This is a genomic window from Acinetobacter legionensis, from assembly GCF_048552295.1.
GTDB lineage: Bacteria > Pseudomonadota > Gammaproteobacteria > Pseudomonadales > Moraxellaceae > Acinetobacter.
In genome coordinates this window covers 1-24,428 of sequence record NZ_JBIMCW010000044.1, presented here as the reverse complement: position 1 = coordinate 24,428, position 24,428 = coordinate 1, and the positions used below count along the sequence as shown (strand labels likewise).

Here is a 24,428-nt window from a genome sequence, read left to right as displayed (position 1 = left end):
TATCGAATACTGTCCATGAAGAGAATCAGCCAGCTCACTTAAAGCTGACGGATGCTTCTATTCCAGTCAATGTCAATTTACCAAAATGGGATGAGCCTGCTCAACGCTACTGCCCTGCTGGTGTTTACGAGATTATGGAAAATGATGATGGTTCTAAGCGCTTCCAGATTAATGCTGCGAACTGTGTTCACTGTAAGACCTGTGATATCAAAGATCCATCTCAGAACATCACTTGGGTAACTCCTGAGGGTGGCGGTGGTCCAAACTACCCGAATATGTAAATCAACAAACCCGCTTCGGCGGGTTTATTGTCATTAATTAAATTTCGTTTTTAACGAAAAATTTATACTACTTATCTCCACCACCAAATAGAACAACCAGCCTAACATAGTTTATTTGACTTTCAATTTCATTTTTTGATGAATAAAATTCATATATTATAGAATTATTTTTTTGATTACCAAATATATGTTTATATAATGTATTTGGGCTGTACGGACTAGAGTAAATCGCTGATTCTTTTTCAACCAGCTCCGAATATTTAAAGAAAATATTATTTTCTTTTAACAACTTTACATCAGCCTTTATCGGTTTTTTAAACACAGGTTGATTTGATGGGGAAAAAACAAATTTATATTTTTTCTCTTTATCATTTAAGTTTAAGACTTTGATTGTGGCTGGATAACCAAATTTATTTTTAGATAAAACGTATACGCCTCTATCAGTTAAAGTTCCATCTTTTAGCACATGCACTTTCAAAGCTCCCTCAAAGAAGAGACTACTATTCCACTTTTCTGTTTCACCCACTCTTGTGATTTCATTTATCAACATAATAGTATTATCAATCATCTTGTCATCCATTGTTTTGGAATTTACAGTTGAATTAAATATTAAAAACAATAATAAACTTATCAACTTAAAATAATACATTATCTAACCATTAAAATATGAGTATATTTTGAGAGGATCTTCATCACCCTCACTTAAAAACCAGTCTGTAGTATTCTCATCATCAAACTCAGGAACCATAACACCATAATTCATATTATTAGCTGAATCTGTTCTTAAAAAGTAAGTATATTTCAAATCTTCCTCCTCATTATTTATTTTAAATTTAAATGCAGCTAATAGCTCTTTTGCTTTTCCTACATTTGGATACTCTGGGTAACTATAATGTTTTAAATTAGAATTAAATAAATGTTCATTCCATGCAAATGGACATATAGCCTTTTTCGATATCCCATACATTTTTACATAGCCATAGGCATCAGGAATTTTTTTATCTAAAATATCTGAAAGAATTCTATAAGCTTCTTTTGCACAAGTTTCATTGGTAATTGCTCTATATTTTTTATCATTTGATTTCTTTTGCTCCCATTCATTTGTTTCATGATTATAAAAATGATTATTTGATTTCTCATACATTTTACTTACTTCATTTTTTATTTTTTTTGCGTCATCTTCACTAATATTTAGAACATATAATTGAGCTACCTCACCAATCGGATATTGACATGTTGAAGCATTTCCAATTACTTTATTTTCACCAAGCTTCTTTCCAGCGCTAGGGCCAAAACTAAAAAAACTAAAAACATCATCATTTTCTACAACATAAAAAAAAGCATGTCCCCAGTCTAAATTAGGGCCTGTTAAATATTGATGTTTAGCCGATTTCGAGGAGAATGTTATCTTTGCATTTTGATATGCATATGAAGCATTAGCCTCTGTACCAATAACTAAATAATACTCATTAACTTCAATTTCTGTTATAGGCTGATTAATCTCAGTAATATATTTTTTCTCATTCATTATTATAGTTCCACATCCAAGCTAAATTTTTCTTGCTCAGCTGTATAAATCCTATTTGTTTTACCCTCTTTGTCTGTTTTACCTTTAAATTTTTTCCCATTTGCTCCATTTAAAACATAACTAGTATTCGGCATGATTTCACCTTGCTTATTCTTTAAGATAAACTGATGAGAGTATATATTCTTACTTGGTAGAAAAGGAATTTCAAAGTTAACTCTTTCCCCACCCAAAAACTTATGTTGTCCAGCTTTGACTTCAAACTTACCTGCAGTGGTCGGTAAAACACCTGCACTACTAATTTCAACTTGAGAACCATCTGCAATCAAAATAATTTTCTTATCCGCTTTAATCTCAATCTTATCTTCAGTTGAAATAATCTGAATACCTTTACGTGCAATCAAATCTGTACCATCGCCTTGTGCTTGGATCTCAACTTTACCTTTTCCTGCAAAAAGTCTTGCCCCTTCTTGTGCCGCAAAAAGACTAATCTTTGATTGTGCATGTGCAACTAAATTCTTTTGCGTACTCAGGTTGATACTATCACCCGCAGTTTCATAGATTTGTCGATCGGCAGAAAGATGTAGATCTTCATTAGTAGCAAGCGCAACCGAATTGGGTGAAGCCAATAACATGAGAGCTTGCTTAAAGGTATCTGCTTGGCTTTTTGCTTCACTGGATTCATCTTTTTCCAAAAATGAAATAAACGATTTCAAATGATCTAAATTTTCTAAAGGATCCGTTTGCTGGTTCTTAGCAACTTCACTTAGGGCCTTGGAATTATTTAGACTACTTTCTAACTGACTTTTCGCGGCTGTTGCATCGAGATGATTGCCTGAAGCTGAATTTTGAGCATAGGTACTGAGTAGTAGACCCTGTCCTGCACGCACTGCACCCCATTGGTCTGTCCTTAGTTCAAAACCTTCGCCTCGTCCTTCACTCGTATCCGTTTCTTTAGGATGACTCAGGTTACCGAAGTTAAGTTGACTCGCACCGTGACTACTTTGTAGCTGGCTGCTGATTTGCTCTGTGGTATCGTCAAATCTCAGTTGGCCATAGCCACTGCCTTTAACTTCTCGACTTTTGATCCCTGCTAATTTTTTAGTATCAGGCAATTGGCCTTTGTCATCAAATTTCGTTGGGCTTCGTTGCGCTTCATGGATACGCCCCACCACAAATGGTCGGTCAATATTGCCATCAAAGAAATCTATCACGACAATCTCACCAATCCTCGGCAAGAACCGCGCACCATAGCCTTCACCTGCCCACGGGGTCAGTACATCCACCCAAGCGGAATCAGTGTCGTTGTCATTGCTCCCTGCACCACCATCATGACTATGATCTTCATTGCGGGTAAATAGGAAGCGAACTTTAATGCGCCCCCATTCATCGACATGAATTTCTTCTCCACTTGGCCCAACTACTTTGGCTCGTTGTGGATGGGTACTAGGACGATGTTGTAGTGGGTGGTATTCAGGAACAGTGGTGATATTACGGCGTTGTAGTACCAATTGATTGGCTTGGCGTTCTGGGTTGTTTGAGTCTACATTTGAATTGACCCAATTACTTTGTTTGAGCAAGCGATTGATTTGTTCATTCAGATCTTTGGGTAAGTTGTTCTGGTTATAGAATGTCTTGGACGTGATCAGAAATTCTTTGTCTGAGCCACTGTGTTGGTCTATTTCTGGGTGTTCATTCAATTCAAACCAATACCCCACTTGCGCATCACGTACAGTGGAGTTGGCAACAAATTGCTTGGATTGAGCATCATAGTAATGACTGAGGTTTTGGTTGATCTTTTCAATCTGATTGTTATTTGAAGCGGTTGCTTGATCTTCACCATTCAGGTCTTGAATCCATGCTGGACTGATATGCCAAGCTTGTTCTAAACCAAGACTGGCATTGTTTTGGTTTTGGCTATGTTGATGTTTGCTTTGAACACTGCCTGCACCTTCTTCTTGTTCTAACACATCTGCTTGCCAGCGTTGTACATGGACAGCAGTGGGTTGTAAGCTGCGTTGTCCAATAAAGCTGGTGATGCTGTCTTGTTGTTCTGTGGCACTGCTACGATGGAAACGAATTTTTCTTCGTTCTAGCACTTTGTATTCGCTGTTGTCATCCACTAAACGCAGTTTTTGTGGTTGAATTTGAGTCGCAGAACTAGGCACAATCAATTGCGCCTCATCAATCAGCCAGTTGATCCCTTCACTGCGCATCAAGCGGGTTAAAAATGCATAGTCACTTTCGTTGCTCTGCATAATGAATGGTCGGATATCGTAGTCTTTTTTAAGACCACTTTTATCGAAGCTTAGACTGGAGGCAAAGAGTGGGCTTTTGTCTTGCCATTCTTTAAACAGCGTTTCTATGACTTGAACAACCGACTTGTTCATAAACACTCGGCTGTTACGACGTTTATGCCACAGTGAAGTGGCATCTTCGAGTTTGAGTTTATATAGCGTCAGTGCACCATCACTTTGCCCTTGTGCTGCTTCGGTAATCACCCCTGTGCTACGAAACAGTTGTCCATGATCTGTGACTTGATCAATCGCCACTTGGCTACCGATAAATTGTTTAAGTGGAATCACAGCCGAAGTGGCAAGGCAAATCAGTTCAATAGACACGCCTTGGTTTAGACCATGTTGTCCATCGATGCGTTGTAAGAAGACTTGGTTGTTTAAGTCTGTATTGCTAAATTGGATATGCAAAGCTCGTTTTTGTGCGTTTAGTCCAAGCTGATCCAATATTTTATAAATGCTATTTAGTAAGCTGTTCATTTGAATGAGTTAATTATTATTAAAAAATATGTTTAGATTATAATCATAAGTCAAAATTCTGTCATTTTTAATTTTGTAAAATGATTTAATATCTACAATATAATTATTAAAATTCAATAAATTGCATATAACATAAATTTATTAGCCATTAAAACAGGCCAAATAAATTTCAATATTTTTAAATCAATAAAAGGGAAATCATTACATATAACATAGACTGATTTCCACCCATCATGATCTTTTAACCTTTCTTCACTAAATAGTGAAATTCCTTATTCCCGGCATCATCTAGTACTTCTTCTTGTAAAATCAACTCATGACCGAGATGCATACAAAATTTAGGAATGTCCCAAGAGGTTGAATTATCAGTTGCAAATACTTCAACGACATCACCTGATTCAGATTTACGAATTGCTTGATGCAACATCATTACAGGCTCAGGACAACGTAGTCCACGCGTGTTTAATTGAATGCTTGCTTTAGGCATCGGTTCAGACATTATCTATTCTCAAAAAGAAGCGAAATCACCCAATAATTTTAACACAAACTCAAATAATGAATAAGGCTTGCAATATATCTATAATATGACACATACATTCATCTATTTACCTTATTTAATAGATAGACATCTGTGTTTTCTTCGGTATGATAAAAAAACATTTACTAGATATTAAGCGTCTTTAGGAAAGATCATGCACGAGGAATCAGGCCCATCGTGGGGAATGCGTGGCTTACGCAAATGGTTAGGAACAGCGCCAGAAACCCGGGATGAACTGCTAAAATTAGTACAAGATTCACGTCGTTTTTTAGAACCCGATACTGTTGCAATGTTAGAAGGCGTATTAGACCTTCCTGCAACAAAAATCCGTGAAGTCATGACTCCGCGCACAGCGATGGTCAGTTTACAAGAAGATGATCAACTTCTTGATATTTTAGATATTCTTATTGAATCTGCACATTCACGTTTCCCTGTTTTCTCTTCTGATCAGCCTGAAAACGTGGTGGGTATTTTACTTGCTAAAGATCTTTTACCCTTTTTAACTGATCGTTCATCTGTTGTAGATGTTCATGCGTTAATGCGTCAGCCATTATTTGTCCCAGAAAGTGCCCGTTCCGACCAAGTTTTGAGAATGTTAAAAAACACTCAAACTCATATTGCTATTGTGATTGATGAATATGGTTCAACAGCAGGTCTGGTCACTTTAGAAGATATTCTAGAAGAGATTGTCGGCGAAATTGAAGATGAGCATGATAACGTTGACGAAGAAGCACAATTTATCATTCCAGATACAACACATACCACAGCCAATACATGGATTGTGCAGGCACTTACACCAATAGAACATTTTAACAATGTTTTAGATGCTGAATTTCCTGACGATGAAGTAGAGACTATGGGCGGATTACTGCTTCAAGAAATTGGTCTAGTGAGTGATCTTCAAGGCCAAGTGGTTGAGCTTGAGGATTGGGAATTTACAATTATTGAAGCAGATGCGCGCACTATTCATCTGATTCGAGCTGTACATAAATGAGAGCATACTTTGATAAGCTGTTAAATTCATCCCAACAACAAAAACAGCTGCCCTTCATTTTCCCATTATTGATTTCGTTAATATCAGGCGCAGTGTTCAGTTTAGCACTGGCGCCTTATTACTGGTGGTGGTTGGCAATTTTATCGCCTGCCCTGCTATATGCTTGCTTAAAAGGCCGTACACCACGCCAAGCATTTGCGATTGGCTTAAGCTATGGCTTTGGTCTATGGTTTGTTGGCGCATTCTGGCTCTATACCTCGATTCATGTGTATGGGGATACCAATGCTGTATTGAGTGTCTTGATGATCGCCATCATGGCCATTGTCATGGGGCTTTTTACCGCAATTCAGACTTGGGTATATCGTAGATTCTTCCCTGAAACACCATTAACTTTCGCTCCTTTGTGGGTTATTTTTGAATGGTCCAAGACTTGGGTCTTTACAGGTTTTCCTTGGTTATTTGCAGGTTACGCATTTACTGAACGACTCTTAGATGGCTATGCTCCACTCTTTGGTGTGTTTGCAGTATCTTTTGTTGTGATTATCCTTGCCTGTGCATTGGTTGAAATTTTAAATAGAAAAGTCTTTTGGATCTTTCCTGCAATCATTTTAATCCTTGGCGCATGGGCTGCATCATTTATCACTTTCGTACAACCGAAAGCAGAAAAGCCGCTCTCCGTTTCTTTGATTCAAGGCAATATTCCGCAAGATTTAAAATGGTTGACTGAATATCAGGTTAAAACCTTAGAAATTTATGTAAATTTAAGCCGTACTGAATGGGGGCGTGATCTGATTGTTTGGCCAGAATCATCGATTCCACTGTTCCAAACAGATATTCAACAATTCTTGGATATGATGGATCAACAAGCCAAAAGTTCAGGCACAGCATGGGTAACGGGTATTCCTTATTGGGACTTAAAAGAATCACAAAAAAATGGCTATCCGATGTACTACAACAGTATGATGGCTTCTGGCGCAGATTCTTCAGGCTTATATAAAAAACAACGTCTAGTGCCTTTTGGTGAATATATTCCACTTTCAGGATTGTTGGCTTGGGTGTTACCTGCGCTACAAAATGATCCATCCATGAGTGGATTTTCCCAAGGTGCATCCAATCAAAAGCCTTTTAATATTAAAGGACATGATTTGGCTGCAGCCATTTGTTATGAAGTGGCCTATCCGAATCTCACTCGACGTAATGCGATTAATAGTGACTTTTTAGTGACTGTTTCTAATGATGCATGGTTCACGGGTACAGCAGGGCCATTACAACATCTTCAAATGGTGCAAATGCGTGCCAAAGAAAATGGACGCTGGTTTATTCGTGCTACCAATACAGGCGTAACAGCATTTATTGACCACAATGGGCATATTGTAAAACAAGCCCCTGTAGATCAAAAAGCTGTGCTTCGTGGTGATTTACCTGCCATGCAAGGCGAAACTTGGTACACCCGCTTTAGTGATTATCCTATTTTGTTGCTCTCCCTATTATTATTAATTTTGGGCTGGATCTATCGCCCTAAAGCAGTCGATATTAGCTTTAAATCTAGACGTTAATATTTGAATCCCTCATCTCTGGTTTAAGGAGATGAGGTAAACTTCAACAAAAAGCTTGATTCGATTGTTAAAGTAACTTTGTTCCCAATGGTACATTTGCATCAGGCACACACAACGTCACATGCCCATCTTGATTATGAAAACCCGTCACTAAACACTCCGATTGAATCGGTCCAATTTGTTTTTTGGGAAAATTCACAACAGCAACCACCAGCTTCTCAATTAAATCTTCAGGTTGATATAGGTTGGTAATTTGCGCACTCGATTTCTTTACACCAAGCGCTTCGCCAAAATCAACATGCAAAATATAAGCAGGCTTACGCGCTTTCTCAAACACTTCGGCTTGAATAATTTTTCCGACCCTTAACTCTACTTTAAGAAAGTCATTCCATTCTATTTGTTGCATTGCTGAGTCCTCGTATTTTTATCAGTTCATCTCGATAGATAAAATCATTTTAGATAAATTTAAAGCAATCAACCTTATATAAAACAGACAAATGATCCTGTTAAAAAGACAATCATGTTCAACCTAGCCCCAACCCAAGTCTTATCAAAACGAAATTGAAAATATTTTCGGTGCATTTTTTATTATATTTTTTTCAAGTTTATGCTAAATTATTTTCGCTGATCATAAAGCCGTAAACGTTTACGTCAATCAACGTGCCAACATATCTCCAACAAGGCTTGGGGCTATTTTTAATCAAAATTTTAATATTTTGGTGCGGCACTGGCGTTTGTTGGTTTACGGAGTAAAAAATGCAAAATTCTAAATCGTCTTATTTTAATTTTAAAAAGATTCCACATCGCTATACAGCGATTGTTTTACCTTTGTTACTATCTATTATCATGACATTTATTGTTTCATGTATCAGTACATTCAGAAGCATGGGTTTTGAGAATTTTTCGCTATACACATGGCTTTCAGCTTGGGGGATTTCTTGGCTGATTGCCTTTCCAGTGTTACTTTTTATCTTACCTATTGTGCGCAAAATCACCATGAGCCTTGTTCAGCCGACTTAGTTGAAACTTGAATTACTAAATCATCGTGCAAAAAAAACCGAGGATTATACCCTCGGTTTTCCATGATATTTCAACTAAAGTTGAGTCACCAAATAAGACATCATTGCAGCTAAAAATAACATTGGCACATAACAATATGAACGTACTAAATATTGTTCTAATAATGATGAGAATTCAGTTTTCAACTGAAATACTGTCAAATTTAAGGCATTATAAAAACTAATAATAGATAATGCACTAAATACGCTAATCGCCATAAAACCAATCATGATCTGGCTATTGGCATCGGCAACTTGCCAAATATTGAGAAAAAACTGGCTAATCGGTAATAGGCTCAAAATTAAAAGAACAGATTTGAGCATAGTCCAATGAAATTGGCTGATTTCATCTGGTAATAATAATGCTTTCATCTCATCCTCCTCAGCAATTCAGATTGCCCTGAGAACTATTATGCAAGCTTTTAATTAAATAAAAAGTCTATTTTTATACACAATTTAACTTTCTTGTAACTATTAAATATGGGAATAATTCTTATTATAACTCTCAAACATCGTTATTTTAAATAGCTGTTATATTTCAATAAATTAAGTACATTTTAGCAAACAAGAAAGATTATCACTTCACTCAATATTTATTAACTCGATTCAATGAAGTGATTAACTCAATAAACTATAACTTAAATATTCTTTAATTAAGGTTGGTAATAAATATCAGCATCATTTCCTTCACCACCTTGTTTACCATCGGCACCAAAAGAATATAAATCAAACTTACGACCTTCAGAACCAGGGATCACATATTGAATATCATTTTCCCAACTGTCTTTCGGATAACCACCTTTAACATAACCACCAGGTAACCAGTTTTTAGCCGTTGCGGGTTGATTGACAAGCGCATCTAAACCACCATCTTGGCTTGTCGGATAACGCCCATTGTCCAATTTATATTGATCTAAAGCACCCGCTACACCTTTTAATGCAATTTTAGTGGTGTCAACTTTGGCTTTTTCACCACGTCCCATCACATTGGGTACGATCAATGCTGCAAGTACGCCTAAAATAACAATCACAACCATCACTTCAATTAAGGTAAAACCTGACTGACGAGTCCTATTCATCTTTCGTTGCATCTGCTTACTCTCTATATATTCTTTATAAAAATAATTGGCTTAAATCATATTGTTCATATTGACGATTGGCAACATAACTGCAATCACAATAACCAAAACAATACCCGCCATAAACACCAACATTAATGGCTCCAATAAAGCCAATAATGTTGAAATAAATGAAGATACTTCTCGATCCTGCATATCTGATGCACGGCTCAACATTCGGTCTAACTCTCCCGAAGCTTCACCACTTTTAATCATTTGTACCATCATCGGTGGGAAATAACCACAACGCTCCAATTGCGTAGCAAGATTTCCACCCTCAGTGACTTTCTCTGCTGCAATATTGACAGCATCTCGTATTACCCAATTACTACTCACAGCGGCCCCAATTTTCAAAGCATCTACGAGCGGTACACCTGATTGAGTCAGAATAGATAAGGTACTGGCAAAACGTGCCGCATTTATACCACGAGATAATTTACCAAATAATGGCAATCTGAGTGTTAAACGATCAAAAGCATAGTGCCCTGCAGAAGTTCGCAAAAAACGAATTAATAAGAAAAATCCAACCATACTAAAAACCAGCATAAAGGGCCATGCCTGTCGAATAATCTCACTGGCTTTCATCAGTGCTACAGTGATCCAAGGTAAGGCTTGTTTACTTTGGTCAAAGGTTTTAACAATGTCTGGAACAACATAAGTCATTAAACCCATCACAATTGCAAAAGACATAAACATCAAGATGATTGGATAGATCATCGCACCTTGAATTTTCTTTTGCATGGCAAAGCGGTTTTCGGTGTAATCAGATAATTGATCTAAAATTAAATCTAAATGCCCTGAACGTTCACCCGCAGCAACGGTCGCAATATACAAATCTGGAAAGCGTCCTGTTTGTTGCATCGCTTGAGCCAAAGAGTGCCCTTCAAGCACTTTTGAACGTGCCGAAAGTAAAAGATTTTGTACATGCACTTTTTCACTTTGTTTGGCAACTGCTCGTAATGCTTCCTCTAAAGGAATCGCAGCAGCGACCAAAACAGAAAGTTGACGTGTCATTAAGGCCAGATCATAAGCCGAGAATTTACGTTGAAAAAATCCTGAACTTTTATTTTTATCTTTTTGTTCAACAGCATCCACCGTGACAGGAATCAATTCCTTGTCCCGTAGTTGTTGTCGAATCTGGCGTGCGGAATCTCCTTCTAACACGCCTTTTTGCTGCTTTCCTGAAGCATCAATTGCAGTAAATTGATATGCTGGCATTATTATGCTCTAGTTTTCCAAAATTTTTTGATTACGCTGTTGCGTCATACCCTATAAATCATTCATATTCATGTTTATAGATGACTGTTACACTCTAACACAAGCCGAATCTGCACATGAAACAATTTCATCACAGCCTCACTAAATTAATGAGTCACTAAATTAAAAATGTCGAATACCCTTGCTACGCCACAGACGATTTATCGTATTCAAGTTGCTGTTCCAGTCTATTTGAATGACTGCTTTGATTACCAAGTCACCGCTGAACAATATGCGCAAGCTGAAGTCGGTGCGCGTGTTGCAGTGTCTTTTGGCAGACAGAATCTGATTGGTGTTATTGTCAAGAAAGTACCGATTGATGAACCTGTGGATTCCCATTTTAAACTCAAAGCCATTACTGAACTGTTAGATGAACAGGCCATTCTAGACAGTAAAGTTTTAAGTTTATTGACATGGTCATCACAATATTATCAATTTCCTATCGGTGAAGTGATTCAAACGGCGTTACCTACCTTATTACGCCAAGGGAAACCTTATAATTTATTGGCACGTATCTGGAAACTTTTAGACTTACATGCCGAAGACAAAGTTAAGCGTTCTGAAAAACAACAAGAAGCCTATAAAATTTTAAAGCTACACCCGAAAGGGACACAGGAAAATATTCTTAATCTAAGTGGTGTTGAAACAGCCACACTCAAAGTCCTTGAGAAAAAAGACATTGTTCGTTGTGATTTAGAACCACAAAATGTCACGCCAGAACCGGTGCAATTGGCACAGATGCCCCTCACGCCAAATGACGATCAGAAGAAAGCCATTCAAGCGATTTTAAAAGCGCAGAAAAAATATCAAGCGTTTCTACTGGATGGTTTAACTGGGAGTGGTAAAACCGAAGTTTATTTGCAAGTGATGCATGAAGTACTTAAACAAGGCAAACAAGTCTTGGTTTTAGTGCCTGAAATCGGCTTAACCCCACAAACCATCAGCCGTTTTCAATCACGTTTTCATTGCAATATTGCCTTACTGCACTCAGGCTTAAATGACACTAAACGTTTACAAGCATGGCAGCATGCGCAAACGGGCAAAGCCTCTATTATTTTAGGCACACGTTCTGCAATTTATACACCTTTGCCACAGTTGGGTTTGATTATTTTAGATGAAGAGCATGATCTTTCGTTTAAACAACAAGAAGGCTTTCGCTATCATGCTCGCGATGTGGCCATGTATCGTGCACATTTAGAAAATTGCCCGATTATCTTAGGTTCGGCCACGCCTAGTATTGACAGTTATTATCTTGCTCGCCAAGAAAAGCTGACACGGATTGAATTAAATCAACGTGCTGGTGCCGCAATCATGCCGAAAATGCATTTGATTGATTTAAAAGTGGCAAAAAAACAGCATGGCTTAAGTGATGTTTTGATTGCTGAAATCAAAAAACGTTTAGAGAAAAAAGAACAAGTTCTGATTTTTTTAAATCGCCGCGGTTATGCCCCTGTGCTTATCTGTGAAAGCTGTGGTTGGCAGGCCAATTGCCCCAACTGCGATGCTCACTTTACCCTGCATTTAAAGCCTTATCAGCATTTGCACTGTCACCATTGTGGCACGATTAATCGTATGCCTGATGCTTGCCCTCAATGCAATCAACAACAATTAAAGCCAATTGGCATGGGAACTGCCAAAGTTGAAGAAACCTTGAATGAGCTGTTCCCTCACTTCCCCGTCTTGCGCGTAGATCGTGACTCAACTAGTCGGGTTGGTAGTTGGCAAAAGATTTATGATCAAATCCAAAAAAGTGAACCGACTATTTTACTTGGCACGCAGATGCTGGCAAAAGGACATCACTTTCCTTATGTCACCTTAGTGGCAATTTTGGATATCGATGCAGGTTTGTTGAGTGTAGATTTCCGTGCTACAGAACGTACTGCGCAATTAATTATTCAAGTTGCAGGTCGTGCGGGTCGTGGTGAAATGAAGGGTGAAGTCTATTTACAAACCCTAAGACCTGATCATCCTTTATTAAACACCTTGATTCATAATGACTATCGGACCTTTGCTAAACAAACTTTAAAAGATCGCCAAGCCGCACAGCTTCCACCCTTTCGTTATACAGCTTTGATTCGCTGTGATTCAAAGCATCAGGAAGAAAATTTAAAGTTTCTGACTGAAATGACGCAGCTCCTTAGACAAACTGCCGAAGATAATTTAATTGATATTTGGGGACCGATTCCAGCGCCAATGGAGCGTAAAGCAGGACGTTACCAAGCTCATGTGGTTTTGCTTTCTCAAGATCGGGCAAAAATGCATTTTTATATTCGTCAATGGTGGCAACAGCTGTTACATAGCAAACCCTCTACGATGAAAATAACCATAGATGTTGATCCGCAAGAATTGAGTTAAATTTTTGATTTAGTTTATTGCTATACAAATTGAGGTAATGAACCGAGTCTCAATTAAACCACTGCTGCATTTTGTATTGTTTAAATACGCACAATCTATTTATATGACGATAGACTTGCCACCCTTAGGTGAGGGTACAAAGGCTATCCCCCTCATAGTGCTAATCACTGTTAAATTTTTATTAGGTAAATAGACAATTTCTGAATAAAAATCTCCAAGCCCATCACAAAATCACGCTACAATTTCTAAATAAAGAAAAAACTTAAGGCAAGTGAATGTCACTGTTACTCCAAATCACTATCTTCCTTGGCGCGGCATTAATCCTTGTTCCATTAGGAAAAAAACTCGGTATTGCTACCGTGCTAGGTTACTTATTTACAGGAATACTTCTGGGTCCAAGCGCGTTTAACATCGCCAACGATCCAGAGGAAATCATGCACCTTGCAGAATTTGGGGTGATTTTACTGATGTTCCTGATCGGTTTAGAACTTCGCCCACAACGTTTATGGGAAATGCGCCAATCCATTTTTGTGATGGGAAGTTTACAGGTAGGGATTACGGGATTGGTTCTGATGGGAACGATCTATTTAATCTTTCAACAATCACTCCCCGCAAGTTTTGTCATTGGTTTTGCCTTAGCACTTTCTTCAACCGCCTTTGTTTTACAGCTTTTGGAAGAAAAACAACAACTCAATACTACCCATGGTCAGCAATCCTTTTCAATTTTACTTTTTCAGGATATTGCTGCTATTCCCCTACTCGCCATTATCCCCCTCTTAGCAGGTAGCGAATCAAGTCATCATGGTATTGCTTACTTTGCCGCGATTGTTGCCACGTTTACAGGTTTATTTTTGTTTAGCCGTTATGTGATGCGACCTTTTTTTCGCTTTGTGGCAAAAAGTGGAGCAACTGAACTGATCACAGCCGTTGGCTTATTTATCGTGCTGGGTGTGGTGTTATTGATGGATACACTCGGAATTAGCACAACCTTAGGCGCTTTTTTAACGGGTGTGCTTCTAGCTGACTCTGAATTCCGTCATGAACTTGAAGCCAGTATTGCCCCCTTTAAAGGTTTATTGCTCGGTTTATTCTTTATGACGGTGGGAATGACCACACAAATCTCGCTAATTGCAGATATGCCATTATTGATTATTGGTGGCGCAGTCAGTTTAATTATGATCAAAATGATCGTGATGGCAGCCATTGCACGTTATAAAAAAATGAGTTGGACCAACAGTTTAATGGTCGCAACCTGTTTAGCCCAAGGGGGTGAATTTGCCTTTGTGGTATTAAACGTGGCAAAAAGCGAGAAAGTCCTAGCTGAAGCAATCATGGAACCCATTACCTTAATTGTGACCTTATCAATGGTACTCACCCCGATCTTCTTTTGGTTAGTGAGCACGCAAGTATTGCCATTAATCAATAAAGACAGTGCACCCAAATACGATGAGATTCCCAACGAACACCCAGCTCTTATTGTTGCTGGTTTTGGTCGTGTAGGGCAAATTGTTGCTCGTTTAGCACGTATCCGTCATTTTACCTTTACTGCCATTGATAATAATTTACAAAAAATTGATTTTGTTCGACGCTATGGTGGTACTTTGTATTATGGCGATGTGACTCAACCCGATTTACTACGTGCGGCTGGAATTGAACAGGCTAAAGTTTTTGTATTAGCAATTGATAATGTTGAAGACTCAATGAATGTTGCTCGACATATTTTACTCAATTATCCAAACCTTACCTTATTAGTTCGAGCACGAGATCGCTATCACATGCACCTCCTGCGTGATGTCGGGGTCAAACATATTTGGCGTGAAACCTATTTGACTTCATTGGGTATGGGATATCGAGCATTGTGTGAACTAGGAATGAGTAAACAAGAGGCTTATGATAGTGTTGAGCTATTTAGAAATTACGATGAAGAACTGTTAACGCGTCAACAACGCATTTATACCGATGAGCAAAAGCTTTTTGAAAGCTATCGGGACTTTATTTCGGAGCTTGAGCACCTGTTTGAAAGTGATGCGCAAGTTGAAAACCATAATCCTGATCAATATAAAGATGTCCCAGATTTGGATGAATCCGGTTTAGAAAGACCCACAACAAAAGCTCAAATGCTACATACCAAACACGATCGTATTAATATTATACGTGATGACGAAAATTAACTTTAAGATGCACAGTTTTTCAGGTGAAATAAACTTGTGATTTATAATATCGCCACCATCTAAACAGGGATTTGGAGAATTTTATGTCTGATTTACGTCAACGTTTTTATATTGAAGATAGCCCTGTACGTGGTGAAATTGTACATTTAGATACAGCACTACAAACAATTCTATCGCAGCGTAATTATGCGCCCGCTGTGCGTATTTTATTGGGTGAAATGTTGAGTGCAACAGCATTACTTGCCAGCACATTAAAAATTAAAGGACGTATTAGCTTACAAATTCAAGCACAAGGTACATTCAAATGGGCAATGGCTGAATGTAACCATTTAGGTGATGTCCGCGCACTTGCAGATTATGAAGAAGACCCACATTTTATGTTGAGTGAAGACAGTAGTACTGTGCTTAGCACCTTGCAACAACCTGTTCTATTTATCAATATTGAACCTGAGTTTGGTGAGCGTTATCAAGGGATTGTGCCACTAGATCAACCTACTCTTGCCGCTTGTTTAATGCAGTATTACGATCTTTCCGCACAAATTCCAACACGTATTGTCTTGGCAAGCACGCATCACAATGCGGGCGGTTTACTAATTCAGTTATTACCACGTAATAATGAAGAAGAACAACAACGTGTCGATGAAGACTTATGGCCACGTTTGATTATGCTGACTCAAACGTTAAAACCTGAAGAGTTGACAGATTTAACTGCACAAGAAATTCTTTATCGTTTATATAACGAGGAAGAGGTTCGTCTGCCAGACGTTGAACAACTTCAATTCAACTGTACCTGTTCACGCGATAAATGCAAAAATGCGTTGATCCAAATTGGTCTGGATGCGGTCAAAGAAACCCTAGAAATTCAAAATCCAATTGAAATGGATTGTCAATTTTGCAATAAAAAATATCAGTTCACCGCAAAAGAAGCTTTGAATCTGTTTGGTGAGCATTTAAGTTAATCTATTGAGATCTGAATGGTTTAAATTTGCAAAAATTTAACTATCGATTTTTACTAAGAAGAGCAAATTCAGTTTGCTCTTCTTTTTCAATTAAAATTCAAAGCATAATCAGCAAGTTTTATAAGTTAAAATGTTAAATAGCTATTTGGAATCGTCATTTACTTAACCAAAGCACCACCCCGAACACACAAAGCCCATAGAACATGAAACACCACCTTTATCAGGAATAAGCGGGATTTTGTTCTAGATAAGTTTTGAAACAATAACCACACTAAGTTGCTCTTCCATCTGTAGCCAAAAAGGCATAAAACTAGAATAAAGTTAAACAAAATAATGACCTTAAGTATGGCAAAAAATTATTATGAAGATTTGGGTGTTTCTAGAAATGCGACACCAGACGAAATTAAAAAAGCTTATCGAAAACTCGCACGTAAATATCATCCTGACGTGAGTAAAGAAACTGATGCTGAAGCAAAAATGCAAGCCATCAATGTCGCATATGACACCTTAAGTAATGAAGAAAAGAAAAAACAATACGATTTTGAACTCGACAACCCCTATGCCAATACAGGTGGGTTTGGAGGGCAATCTACAGGTCAAAGTGGTTTTGACGGTAGCCAATTCCATCGCTCATACAGTAGCAGTGGTGGACAAGATTTTAGTGGTTTTGAAGATCTATTTGGACGTTTCGGTGGCGGTTTTGGTGGCGGACATCAACAAGATTTTGGACAACGCGGCTCTCAGCAACAGCGCAGCTATAAGGGTGAAGATCAACATGCCAGTATTGAAATTCCTGTAAGCATTGGTTATGAAGGCGCAACCCAGAGTATCACCTTACAAATCCCTACCTATAATGCCTATGGTGAGCCCGAGGTACAACGGAAAACCCTCCAAGTTAAAATTCCGAAAGGCATGAAAGAAGGTCAGCAAATTCGCCTTGCAAAACAAGGACAAGCTGGAATTAACGGTGGCGAAAATGGCGATCTTTATATTGAGATCCAATACCAAGACACTGACCGTATTCGTGTTGAAGGTACTGATGTCTATTACACAGTTGATGTTACACCTTGGGAAGCAGCACTTGGTCAAAGTATTGAAATTGATACCCCAGCAGGTAAAGTAAAAGTAACTGTGCCACAAAATGCCAAACCCAATCAGCAACTCCGTTTAAAAGATAAAGGGATACCGCATAAAACCCCAGGTCATCTTTATTTGGTGATTAATATTGTTTATCCCAAAGCAACCACCGAAACACAGCAAAAAGCCTATCAACAATTTGCTGATGCTTTTAATGACTTTAATCCCCGTTCATAATTTTATAGATACCAACATAGCCTTGCTAAAGGAGAGCAATCATGACAACTATTCAATATCGTGAAATTGTCTATGACGGTTTCCATGATGCAGAAATCGTGGATGAAAACCTAAATCTAGATCTCAAGCATTTTGCTGAGGCATGCGGTCAAAGTCCGGATTGGATTTTGCAATTGCTTGAATATGAAATTTTACCCGCACGTCCTGAGGATCGTATTCATCAATTTTTTGGAGAAGACATCTCACGGGCACGCCGCGCCTATCGTTTACAACGCGACTTTGAAGCCAGTTTATCTGCCGTTGCAATGATGATGGATTTACTTGATGAAGTTCAACAATTACGAAAACAAGTCAAACATCTTCACCTTCATACTCATTAATTCATTTCAAAATGTTAATGCCTAGTGACAGGTTAATATTTAACCTGTCATGATGGAGAACTTGTCTCTCCATTTTTGTTTTATCGTTTAGAATTTTATGACAAAGAGGTTAATGAGCTCTGATGAATTCGAAAGTAATGAATAAAAAGTTGAAACACATGTTCCCAGAACACCGTGATCTCATGTGTAGTTTAAAACAAGAAGATCCGCATTTTGCTAAACTTTTGATTGACCACGATGAACTTGATCGTGAAATCAGTCACCTTGAGCTTGATCCACTCAATCATATTCATGAAAATATTGAGCAGCTCAAGCGGAAAAAATTAAGATTAAAAGATCAACTCTACTTAATTTTACAAAAGACAGCTCAAATAAATCCTCAACCAGAATAATGCTTAATTATTTCAGTTTTGTGATTTTTTCGACTTCTTTCATGGTTTGTTTGATCGGTTCATAATCTAAAAACCAGAGTAAATTGACGTGCTGATTTTTATGTTGTTGTGCCAACATATCAATCACACTTCGTTCACCACGTCCTACCAAATGACGACGGTAAAAATAGACTAACAGCCCAATCGTACAACCTAACATCACACCCAACATCACCCAGAAACCTATCGGACTACGTAGACCTGGAATGAATTCAAAATTCATTCCATATACCCCTGTTAATAGAGTTAATGGCGCAAACACGGCAGTAATAATCGCAAGAATTCGCATATTCTCATTGGTTTGATTGGCGATTGCAGAAAAATGTAAATCAATCGCAGTTTGAATTGCCGTACTTAAGCGTACTGTATATTTTTGAATACGCTCAACATGGCTAACGAGATCATCCACGCGAACCAGCATAATGTCCTGCTTCTCAGTGCGTTTTTTACCTTTTAAATGGGCATAATTTTCAACAATTTCATCTCGAAGTTCTTGTAAGGAATCTATTTGTTCTTCGCACAAATTTTCGATTTGTTGAAAAACCAGATTCTCCTGAAACAGTTGATGCCACTTAGTAAAGCGGCGATTACCTTGCAAAAGTTCTTGTTGCCAAAATTCAACGCGACGAGACAAAGGATTACGTAAATCCAAATAGCCATCAATCATACTATTTAACAAGCGCAGTGCTAAATCTAAAGGCGTAGTGGGTAATTTACGTGGTTTATTCTGTTCTTCTAAACTCTTATTCATGATATTGAAAATACGTGCAAGATAACTTTCAAAGGCATGGTTGCCTTTTTCATGAATGGTGATTAAAGCTTGTGAAGTAATAATAAAACTGACTGGCGAAGACGCTAAGCCAAAAACATGATCATGCTGTTCAAGTGCATCTTCACCACTATCGATCTGATCATCTGGGGTTATTAATTTACGAAAAATCAATAAATCATAATCTTCCATTGCATCAAATGCGCATGGATGTTCGATATTTAAAATATCTCGAATATGATATTCATTGAGGTGAATCTCGGTCGCATTATAGACTTCTTTTTGCCATAGCTCAGCACGATTGACCACATCTTCACGGGTACAGTCCACCCAAACAAATTGTTGCTCTGCATTAAAAACAGGCTCTTTTTGTATACAAGTATAAGGTTCATCTGTGTGTTGAAAAAAATAAAAGCTTTGCATATCCACGATATTTTTAGTCTTTCTTGTTATGCATCATGCCATAAAAAAAGCCCTGAGCAAGCCAAAGTTGTAACTTTGGCAAAGCACAAGGCAGTCTTTTCTTTATTAAATTTTAATCAAACTGTAAAAGATTTAAACCTTGCAAATATTATGCTTGGTCTACATCTTTCATAGTTAATTTAATACGACCACGGTTATCTACGTCAGCAACTTGAACTTTAACGTCTTGACCTTCAGCCAAGATATCAGTCACGTTTGCAACGCGTTCGTTTGAAATTTGCGAGATGTGAAGTAAACCATCTGTACCTGGCATGATATTTACAAACGCACCAAATTCAACGATACGAATCACGCGACCTGCATAGATTTTACCTGGTTCAACTTCAGCAGTAAGCGCTTGGATTTTTGCAATCGCAGCTTGAGCAGCCGCTTTCGTTTCACCAAATACACGTACAGTACCGTTATCTTCGATATCAATCGCTGCTTTTGTTTCTTCTGTGATTTGACGGATTGTCGCACCACCTTTACCAATCACATCACGGATCTTATCTGGATTGATGTTGATCACTTGGAATGTTGGTGCATGCATAGAAATTTCAGGACGTGCACGTGAAATCACTTGGTTCATTGCATTAAGAATATGCATACGACCTGCATAGGCTTGATTCAACGCAACTTCCATAATTTCTTCTGTGATACCTTCGATTTTGATATCCATTTGAAGCGCAGTAATACCGTTTGCAGAACCAGCAACTTTAAAGTCCATATCACCTAAGTGATCTTCATCACCTAAGATGTCAGAAAGAACAGCAAAACGCTCGCCTTCTTTTACTAGACCCATTGCGATACCCGCAACTGGCGCTTTAAGAGGAACACCTGCATCCATAAGTGATAATGAAGCACCACATACAGAAGCCATTGAAGATGAACCATTTGATTCAGTAATGTCAGATACAATACGAATCACATACGGGAAGCGATCAGCTGGTGGAAGAACAGCTTGTACACCACGACGTGCTAAACGACCATGACCAATTTCACGACGCTTAGGACCAGATTCACGACCTGTTTCGCCTACAGAATATGCAGGGAAGTTGTAATGCAACATGAAGTTGTCAGTTTTTGTACCAGACAAGGTATCCACCATCAACGCATCACGTGTATTACCCAAAGTCGTTGTAACCAACGCCTGAGTTTCACCACGTGTAAATAATGATGAACCATGAGCACGATCTAACACGCCCACTTGTACATCTAATCCACGAACAGTTTTAGTATCACGACCATCGATACGTGGTTTTCCTGAAAGGATGTTGTCACGTACAGTACGGTATTTAAGATCTTCGAATAATTCGTTTAAGTCATCTGCAATGCCAGATTCTTCATTTTCAGGAACGAATTGAGCAGTTGCTTCAGCTTGAAGGGCATCTAAGGCAGCATAACGGTCATGCTTAACAGCAATAGTATACGCTTCAGAGATTTTAGCTTCAAATGCGTCTTTTAATTTTGCACGAAGATCTTCGTTTTTAACTGGAGCAGTCCAAGTTGATTCTGTTGCACCAGCGGCAGCAGCAAACTCTTTAATCGCTTGGATTGCAATTTGCATTTCGTCATGACCGAAAAGCACAGCGCCTAACATTTGGTCTTCTGAAAGTTCTTTTGCTTCAGACTCAACCATCAATACAGCAGATTCTGTACCTGCAACTACAAGGTCAAGGTCAGATTGAGCAAGTTGTTCTAAATTTGGGTTAAGGACATATTCGCCATTGATCAAACCAACGCGCGCACCACCGATTGGACCACGGAAAGGTGTACCAGCGATTGCAAGTGCAGCAGAAGTACCTAACATTGCAGCAATGTCAGCATCCATGGTTTTGTCTGAAGACACAACTGTTGCAGTAACTTGGATCTCGTTGAAATAACCTTCTGGGAACAACGGACGAATTGGACGGTCAATTAAACGAGAAATTAAAGTTTCTGCTTCTGAAGCACGGCCTTCACGCTTACCATAACCACCTGGGATACGACCCGCAGCATATTGTTTTTCTTGATAGTTAACTGTAAGTGGGAAGAAATCTTGACCCGCTTTAGCAGTAGGTTGTGCAACAACAGCAACCAGTACTGTTACGCCGCCCATTGTAATAAAAACCGTGTTTGCTTGACGAGCAACACGACCTGTTTCTAGCACAACTTGATGTTGACCATATTGAAATTCTTTACGAATAACATTAAACATTGACATGTATTTTTGTTTCCTAATTTTATTCTAGTGGAGACCCCTAAGGTTTGGCATTCACATCAACCGCATAAATGACAAAGCTTAGAAGCCGACCTCACTAGACAATAAATCTTTAGTTAGACTAATTTTAAACACGAAGAAGGAGCGAATATTCGCCCCTTCCCTTTTATCCAGTAAATACTGGATAGACTTTAGTTTTCATCAGTACAGCATTCAGCATGCAATAATCCGAAAATAAAAGTTTAAATCGAATTAACGACGTAAACCTAAAGCAGCAATCAAATCGCTGTAACGAGTAGCATCTTTACCTTTAAGATAGTCAAGAAGCTTACGACGTTGGTTAACCATACGGATCAAACCACGACGGCTATGATGATCGTGTTTGTGTTCTTTAAAGTGACCTTGCAAATCATTGATTTGAGCAGTCAATAAAGCAACTTGTACTTCAGGTGAACCAGTGTCATTTTCAGCACGAGCGAATTTTGCAACGATCTCTGCGCGATCTGCGTTTGTTAAAGCCATTCGATTTCTCCGAGATGCTTAATTTAAATATTTGATACAAATCAAATTGACTCTTCAAAATCAATTTAACTGCCGTGCATCACTACAGCAGTCGCCTATTTTAAAGGAACTGGGGTGAGATTGCAAAAATATCGTACAACCATATTCCATAAGGCTTAACTACAAGACTATTGCAATTTTTTTACAGATAGCATGGCAATTGGGACACTGACATCATGCTCAACTCAGTTCACACTGCCGTGGAATAAAAATAATCATGGAAAAAGATTGTGAAATTGTTTTCAACCAATACCTGCTATGTACCTAAGGACTTAAGCAGTATCACTCAGCGCAAAAATGAAGTGTCTCCAGAACTGGGAGGGATGAACCAACAACAAGTTGAAAAGATTTGGCAAAGTATTGAAAATCTGTATCAAACAGGCAATCATCCCCTGATCACCATGTGCCTAAGACGCAAAGGCAAGATTATTCTCAATCGTAGTCTGGGTTATGCGTCAGGTAATTCTGCCGATGGTCTCGCTTCAAATGCAGTACTTGCCAATCCAGACACCCCGATTTGTCTATTTTCAGCATCAAAAATAATTACAGCAATGCTGATTCACATGTTAGATGAAACAGGTGCAATCAATCTATTAGATCCGATCAGTTATTACATTCCTGAATATGCACAAAATGGGAAGCGCCGTGCAACAATTTTCCATTTGTTGTCCCATCGTGGTGGAATTCCACGGATAGAAATGGAAGTCACCCCTGAACTGCTTTTTGATAAAGATCGTATTTTGCAACACCTTTACGCTGCGCAGCCCATTTCACCAGCTGGTACGCATTTGGCTTATCACGCTGTTACTGCGGGGTATATCTTAGGTGAATTGGTTGAAAGGGTAACAGGACAAGATATTCGTCAGTTTTTACATGAGCACATTGAAAAACCGATGGATATGCAGTTTTTTAACTATGGCTTAGAACCAGAATATAGAGATCAAGTTGCTTTAAATTATCCGACTGGTGTACACCCTAAACTCGGTACAGACTTATATTTAAACCATGTGCTCGGTGGCGGCTTACAGCTTGCTGTCGATGTGACTAATGATCCACGTTTTATGGATACGGTATGCCCTGCTGGCAATATTTACACTAGTGCTGAACAAGCCAATCGCTTCTTTGAGATGTTATTGAATGGTGGTCAATATAACGGCAAGCAAATCATGAGTCCTGAAACTGTATTTCGTGCAACTTTGCCCACTTCAACCACCAACATAGACCGAACCTTGCTTGCACCGATGCGCTATGCTTTAGGGCCTATGCTCGGCAGTAACCCAGTAGGTATATTTGGACCAATGACGGGGCAAGCTTTTGGGCATTTAGGCTTTTCCAACATTCTCTGCTGGGCCGATCCAGAACGTGATATTAGCGTCAGTATTTTAAATACAGGAAAAGCTGTGGTTGGAACACATATTCCTGCTCTGGCACAAACGCTTTATCAAATTTCTAGCCAGTGTCCTAAAATTCCTAAAACACAACGTAGAGCATTATTTGGCACAGATCGAACAGAAACCGAATTGGTTTAAATAACAGCTTTAAACGCGACAGATAAAACATGAAAAAGCCCTAAGATCACTCTTAGGGCTTTCCCTTTGCGCTGTAGTTTCTTGTTTAGTTATTGTGCTTATAGAGGTGGATCAGGAAATTTGAACAACACTTATAAGTGATATTTTGCTCCCCAAATGATGTTATAAACATCAATATATGGAGTATTTTATGGCA

At 38.5% G+C, this 24,428-nt stretch carries 22 protein-coding genes; 11 read left to right on the top strand and 11 right to left on the bottom strand.

All coding sequences use genetic code 11. The features are described from left to right. Nucleotides 1-281 (top strand): 4Fe-4S dicluster domain-containing protein (locus ACG916_RS20645; protein ID WP_419329195.1); only part of this gene is annotated, 281 nt, incomplete at its 5' end. 67 nt (nt 282-348) lie between these two features. Here the strand turns inward: ACG916_RS20645 and ACG916_RS20640 are convergent. From ACG916_RS20640 to tusA, 4 genes are all read right to left on the bottom strand, one after another. Continuing rightward, a complete protein-coding gene (locus ACG916_RS20640; RefSeq protein WP_419327960.1) occupies nt 349-849 on the bottom strand; it encodes a hypothetical protein in 501 nt (166 codons plus the stop codon). An 84-nt stretch (nt 850-933) separates the two neighbouring features. Then, a complete protein-coding gene (locus ACG916_RS20635; RefSeq protein WP_336953734.1) occupies nt 934-1,809 on the bottom strand; it encodes a hypothetical protein in 876 nt (291 codons plus the stop codon). Between the two features lie 2 nt (nt 1,810-1,811). Then, a complete protein-coding gene (locus ACG916_RS20630; protein WP_419327961.1) occupies nt 1,812-4,580 on the bottom strand; it encodes a type VI secretion system Vgr family protein in 2,769 nt (922 codons plus the stop codon). Between the two features lie 241 nt (nt 4,581-4,821). Next, the gene (gene tusA, locus ACG916_RS20625; protein WP_419330723.1) at nt 4,822-5,079 is read right to left on the bottom strand and encodes a sulfurtransferase TusA; all 258 of its coding nucleotides are present in this window, start codon (nt 5,077-5,079) and stop codon (nt 4,822-4,824) included. A gap of 193 nt (nt 5,080-5,272) precedes the next feature. On the opposite strand from tusA, the gene ACG916_RS20620 reads away from it, so the two are divergent. Together ACG916_RS20620 and lnt are read left to right on the top strand one after the other, a co-directional pair. Next, on the top strand, nt 5,273-6,112 hold the full coding sequence (locus tag ACG916_RS20620; RefSeq protein ID WP_004816763.1) for a CorC family transporter: 840 nt from the start codon (nt 5,273-5,275) through the stop codon (nt 6,110-6,112). Beyond that, complete coding sequence (gene lnt / locus ACG916_RS20615) at nt 6,109-7,668, top strand: apolipoprotein N-acyltransferase (RefSeq protein ID WP_419327962.1); 1,560 nt, start codon at nt 6,109-6,111, stop codon at nt 7,666-7,668. Before ACG916_RS20620 ends, lnt begins: the two co-directional genes overlap by 4 nt. Nucleotides 7,669-7,735: 67 nt before the next feature. Here the strand turns inward: lnt and ACG916_RS20610 are convergent, their stop codons facing one another. Next, entirely contained in the window at nt 7,736-8,074 is a 339-nt protein-coding gene (locus tag ACG916_RS20610) for a tRNA-binding protein (RefSeq protein WP_419327963.1), read from the bottom strand. 350 nt (nt 8,075-8,424) lie between these two features. Between ACG916_RS20610 and ACG916_RS20605 the strand changes: the two genes are divergently transcribed. After that, the gene (locus tag ACG916_RS20605; RefSeq protein WP_419327964.1) at nt 8,425-8,688 is read left to right on the top strand and encodes a DUF2798 domain-containing protein; all 264 of its coding nucleotides are present in this window, start codon (nt 8,425-8,427) and stop codon (nt 8,686-8,688) included. A gap of 74 nt (nt 8,689-8,762) precedes the next feature. Here the strand turns inward: ACG916_RS20605 and ACG916_RS20600 are convergent, their stop codons facing one another. The 3 genes from ACG916_RS20600 to gspF all read right to left on the bottom strand — a co-directional run bounded on the left by ACG916_RS20600 (nt 8,763) and on the right by gspF (nt 11,062). Beyond that, nucleotides 8,763-9,098: a hypothetical protein gene (locus ACG916_RS20600; protein WP_336953727.1), complete on the bottom strand. Its 336-nt coding sequence runs from the start codon at nt 9,096-9,098 to the stop codon at nt 8,763-8,765. Between the two features lie 281 nt (nt 9,099-9,379). Beyond that, on the bottom strand, nt 9,380-9,817 hold the full coding sequence (gspG, locus tag ACG916_RS20595; RefSeq protein WP_004816754.1) for a type II secretion system major pseudopilin GspG: 438 nt from the start codon (nt 9,815-9,817) through the stop codon (nt 9,380-9,382). A gap of 39 nt (nt 9,818-9,856) precedes the next feature. Continuing rightward, nucleotides 9,857-11,062: a type II secretion system inner membrane protein GspF gene (gene gspF, locus ACG916_RS20590; protein ID WP_419327965.1), complete on the bottom strand. Its 1,206-nt coding sequence runs from the start codon at nt 11,060-11,062 to the stop codon at nt 9,857-9,859. A 168-nt stretch (nt 11,063-11,230) separates the two neighbouring features. Between gspF and ACG916_RS20585 the strand changes: the two genes are divergently transcribed. The 6 genes from ACG916_RS20585 (at nt 11,231) to ACG916_RS20560 (ending at nt 18,672) form a co-directional block, all read left to right on the top strand. Continuing rightward, nucleotides 11,231-13,456, top strand: a complete 2,226-nt coding sequence (locus tag ACG916_RS20585) for a primosomal protein N' (RefSeq protein ID WP_336953725.1) — start codon at nt 11,231-11,233, stop codon at nt 13,454-13,456. 275 nt (nt 13,457-13,731) lie between these two features. Next, on the top strand, nt 13,732-15,627 hold the full coding sequence (locus ACG916_RS20580) for a monovalent cation:proton antiporter-2 (CPA2) family protein (RefSeq protein WP_336953724.1): 1,896 nt from the start codon (nt 13,732-13,734) through the stop codon (nt 15,625-15,627). A gap of 83 nt (nt 15,628-15,710) precedes the next feature. Beyond that, nucleotides 15,711-16,586, top strand: coding sequence for an Hsp33 family molecular chaperone HslO (gene hslO / locus ACG916_RS20575; protein ID WP_004725526.1), 876 nt, complete (start codon nt 15,711-15,713; stop codon nt 16,584-16,586). Between the two features lie 345 nt (nt 16,587-16,931). Next, nucleotides 16,932-17,900: a DnaJ C-terminal domain-containing protein gene (locus ACG916_RS20570; protein ID WP_336953723.1), complete on the top strand. Its 969-nt coding sequence runs from the start codon at nt 16,932-16,934 to the stop codon at nt 17,898-17,900. A 41-nt stretch (nt 17,901-17,941) separates the two neighbouring features. Next, a complete protein-coding gene (locus tag ACG916_RS20565; RefSeq protein WP_004725521.1) occupies nt 17,942-18,280 on the top strand; it encodes a chaperone modulator CbpM in 339 nt (112 codons plus the stop codon). Between the two features lie 122 nt (nt 18,281-18,402). Then, a complete protein-coding gene (locus ACG916_RS20560; RefSeq protein ID WP_336953722.1) occupies nt 18,403-18,672 on the top strand; it encodes an HP1242/YdcH family protein in 270 nt (89 codons plus the stop codon). A 7-nt stretch (nt 18,673-18,679) separates the two neighbouring features. On the opposite strand, the gene ACG916_RS20555 is transcribed toward ACG916_RS20560, so the two are convergent. The 3 genes from ACG916_RS20555 to rpsO all read right to left on the bottom strand — a co-directional run bounded on the left by ACG916_RS20555 (nt 18,680) and on the right by rpsO (nt 22,664). Next, nucleotides 18,680-19,903 carry a magnesium transporter CorA family protein gene (locus tag ACG916_RS20555; protein WP_336953741.1) on the bottom strand — a complete coding sequence of 408 codons (1,224 nt, stop codon included), beginning with the start codon at nt 19,901-19,903 and terminating at the stop codon, nt 18,680-18,682. 148 nt (nt 19,904-20,051) lie between these two features. Beyond that, nucleotides 20,052-22,139: a polyribonucleotide nucleotidyltransferase gene (gene pnp / locus ACG916_RS20550; protein ID WP_419328026.1), complete on the bottom strand. Its 2,088-nt coding sequence runs from the start codon at nt 22,137-22,139 to the stop codon at nt 20,052-20,054. A gap of 255 nt (nt 22,140-22,394) precedes the next feature. Further along, entirely contained in the window at nt 22,395-22,664 is a 270-nt protein-coding gene (rpsO, locus tag ACG916_RS20545) for a 30S ribosomal protein S15 (RefSeq protein WP_004725514.1), read from the bottom strand. Between the two features lie 269 nt (nt 22,665-22,933). Here rpsO and ACG916_RS20540 point away from each other — a divergent pair, with 269 nt between their 5' ends. Beyond that, nucleotides 22,934-24,232, top strand: a complete 1,299-nt coding sequence (locus tag ACG916_RS20540; RefSeq protein WP_336953721.1) for a serine hydrolase domain-containing protein — start codon at nt 22,934-22,936, stop codon at nt 24,230-24,232. The last annotated feature ends 196 nt before the right edge of the window (nt 24,233-24,428 follow it).

Bases quoted from the DNA above. Each gene is read 5' to 3' on its own strand.
- ACG916_RS20640 (WP_419327960.1), bottom strand. From the start codon at position 849: ATGATTGATAATACTATTATGTTGATAAATGAAATCACAAGAGTGGGT.
- ACG916_RS20635 (WP_336953734.1), bottom strand. From the start codon at position 1,809: ATGAATGAGAAAAAATATATTACTGAGATTAATCAGCCTATAACAGAA.
- ACG916_RS20630 (WP_419327961.1), bottom strand. From the start codon at position 4,580: ATGAACAGCTTACTAAATAGCATTTATAAAATATTGGATCAGCTTGGA.
- tusA (WP_419330723.1), bottom strand. From the start codon at position 5,079: ATGTCTGAACCGATGCCTAAAGCAAGCATTCAATTAAACACGCGTGGA.
- ACG916_RS20620 (WP_004816763.1), top strand. From the start codon at position 5,273: ATGCACGAGGAATCAGGCCCATCGTGGGGAATGCGTGGCTTACGCAAA.
- lnt (WP_419327962.1), top strand. From the start codon at position 6,109: ATGAGAGCATACTTTGATAAGCTGTTAAATTCATCCCAACAACAAAAA.
- ACG916_RS20610 (WP_419327963.1), bottom strand. From the start codon at position 8,074: ATGCAACAAATAGAATGGAATGACTTTCTTAAAGTAGAGTTAAGGGTC.
- ACG916_RS20605 (WP_419327964.1), top strand. From the start codon at position 8,425: ATGCAAAATTCTAAATCGTCTTATTTTAATTTTAAAAAGATTCCACAT.
- ACG916_RS20600 (WP_336953727.1), bottom strand. From the start codon at position 9,098: ATGAAAGCATTATTATTACCAGATGAAATCAGCCAATTTCATTGGACT.
- gspG (WP_004816754.1), bottom strand. From the start codon at position 9,817: ATGCAACGAAAGATGAATAGGACTCGTCAGTCAGGTTTTACCTTAATT.
- gspF (WP_419327965.1), bottom strand. From the start codon at position 11,062: ATGCCAGCATATCAATTTACTGCAATTGATGCTTCAGGAAAGCAGCAA.
- ACG916_RS20585 (WP_336953725.1), top strand. From the start codon at position 11,231: ATGTCGAATACCCTTGCTACGCCACAGACGATTTATCGTATTCAAGTT.
- ACG916_RS20580 (WP_336953724.1), top strand. From the start codon at position 13,732: ATGTCACTGTTACTCCAAATCACTATCTTCCTTGGCGCGGCATTAATC.
- hslO (WP_004725526.1), top strand. From the start codon at position 15,711: ATGTCTGATTTACGTCAACGTTTTTATATTGAAGATAGCCCTGTACGT.
- ACG916_RS20570 (WP_336953723.1), top strand. From the start codon at position 16,932: ATGGCAAAAAATTATTATGAAGATTTGGGTGTTTCTAGAAATGCGACA.
- ACG916_RS20565 (WP_004725521.1), top strand. From the start codon at position 17,942: ATGACAACTATTCAATATCGTGAAATTGTCTATGACGGTTTCCATGAT.
- ACG916_RS20560 (WP_336953722.1), top strand. From the start codon at position 18,403: ATGAATTCGAAAGTAATGAATAAAAAGTTGAAACACATGTTCCCAGAA.
- ACG916_RS20555 (WP_336953741.1), bottom strand. From the start codon at position 19,903: ATGCAAAGCTTTTATTTTTTTCAACACACAGATGAACCTTATACTTGT.
- pnp (WP_419328026.1), bottom strand. From the start codon at position 22,139: ATGTTTAATGTTATTCGTAAAGAATTTCAATATGGTCAACATCAAGTT.
- rpsO (WP_004725514.1), bottom strand. From the start codon at position 22,664: ATGGCTTTAACAAACGCAGATCGCGCAGAGATCGTTGCAAAATTCGCT.